Source organism: Vibrio sp. Vb0667, from assembly GCF_033391095.1.
In genome coordinates, this window is sequence record NZ_JAWPOL010000202.1 from 1 (window position 1) to 1,316 (window position 1,316).

Here is a 1,316-nt window from a genome sequence, read left to right on the forward strand (position 1 = left end):
CTTCACCTCAGGAGGGAGCTCATCCATGGTGTGAGGTTGCAACAATCGATGGCTTGCCGTGGCAAACTTTTCTAGCTCGCTTTTGGTGTATTCAAGCCCTTTTTCTTCATAGATAGGAGAGAGTAAATCGTAGAAAGCTTGCGAACTGTGTTCTTGAAGTAGGTAGTCATAATCAGTATTGAGCTCATACACGATGAGCTCATAACCTTTCAGACTGGCGAGAAAAAGAATGATCAGACCTAAAAAGCTCTCTAGATATATCCTTCTCATTTATGCGTTCCATGCATCCGGCATTAGTAGGTAGCCTTTGCCGCGTACCGTAATGATTTTTTGAGGTGAGCAGGACGCGTCACCCAATTTCTTTCTAAGCGTTACGATGCGGTTGTCAATGGTTCTATCTGTACCGTCGTACTCAATCCCGCGTAACGTTTTGGTGAGCCATTCACGCGACAAGGTTTTCTCGGCATGAGTGGCGAGTACCCACAGCAAGTCAAACTCACCGTCGGTTAATGCGACAGGCTGTTGGTTCATAGTACAAGATTTACGTAGTCGGTTTAAACACAACACGCCAATTTGTAAGCCGTTTTCTGGCGCTGGAGCGGCGCTTTCTTTCCTGCGCAATAACATACGGATACGAGCAAGTAACACGCGCGGTTTGATAGGTTTCGTGACAAAGTCATCGGCACCAATTTCAAGCGCAGCGACGTGATCAAAATCGTCATCGCTTGCGGTAAGCATCAGAACTTTGCCTTTGTAACATTCGCGGATTTGACGACAAACGCTCAAACCGTCTTGGCCCGGCAGCATCAAATCTAACAAAACCAAATCGGGTTGAGTGTCTAAAATAGCGTTCGGCGCGTCGGTGCCGTTATCAATACAGCGGACGTCGAAGCCTTGTTCTACAAAGTACTCACCGAGCATATCTTGTAGTTTTGGATCGTCTTCGACAATGATAAGGGATGGCTTGATTTCTTGTTCGTTCATGTAAGTGATGTGTGCTGTATTTGATATCACTGAAAGTTAAACAAATTTGCGAGTTATTTCAAATAAAGCTTGTAAAGAATAAGGTTATCCGATGAGTTAATAATATAAAAAAAGCAAACGTTTTGATATAGAACAAATCGTTTGCTTAGTATATGGAAAATTAAGTTGTCACCAGATTATGGTTGCTGCTTGGTCGGCGCGAGCGCAATTTCTCGGATACAGACATTTTGTGGTTGTTGGTAAGCGAACATTACTGCACGCGCGACATCGTCTGCAGCGAGTACACCACCCATATCCACTTTCCAAGCATCGTATCCATCTTTAATGTCTTG

At 44.3% G+C, this 1,316-nt stretch carries 1 protein-coding gene and 2 pseudogenes; all 3 read right to left on the minus strand.

Features of this window, described 5'->3' with window-relative positions:
• Window positions 1-270 (minus strand): annotated as a pseudogene (locus R8269_RS24610) (two-component sensor histidine kinase); the annotation flags it as partial.
• A complete protein-coding gene (locus R8269_RS24615) occupies window positions 271-984 on the minus strand; it encodes a response regulator (RefSeq protein WP_005463399.1) in 714 nt (237 codons plus the stop codon).
• Between the two features lie 176 nt (window positions 985-1,160).
• Window positions 1,161-1,316 (minus strand): annotated as a pseudogene (locus R8269_RS24620) (oxidoreductase); the annotation flags it as partial.

Excerpts from the sequence above, each read along its gene's own strand:
- R8269_RS24615 (WP_005463399.1), bottom strand. The coding sequence starts at position 984 with ATGAACGAACAAGAAATCAAGCCATCCCTTATCATTGTCGAAGACGAT.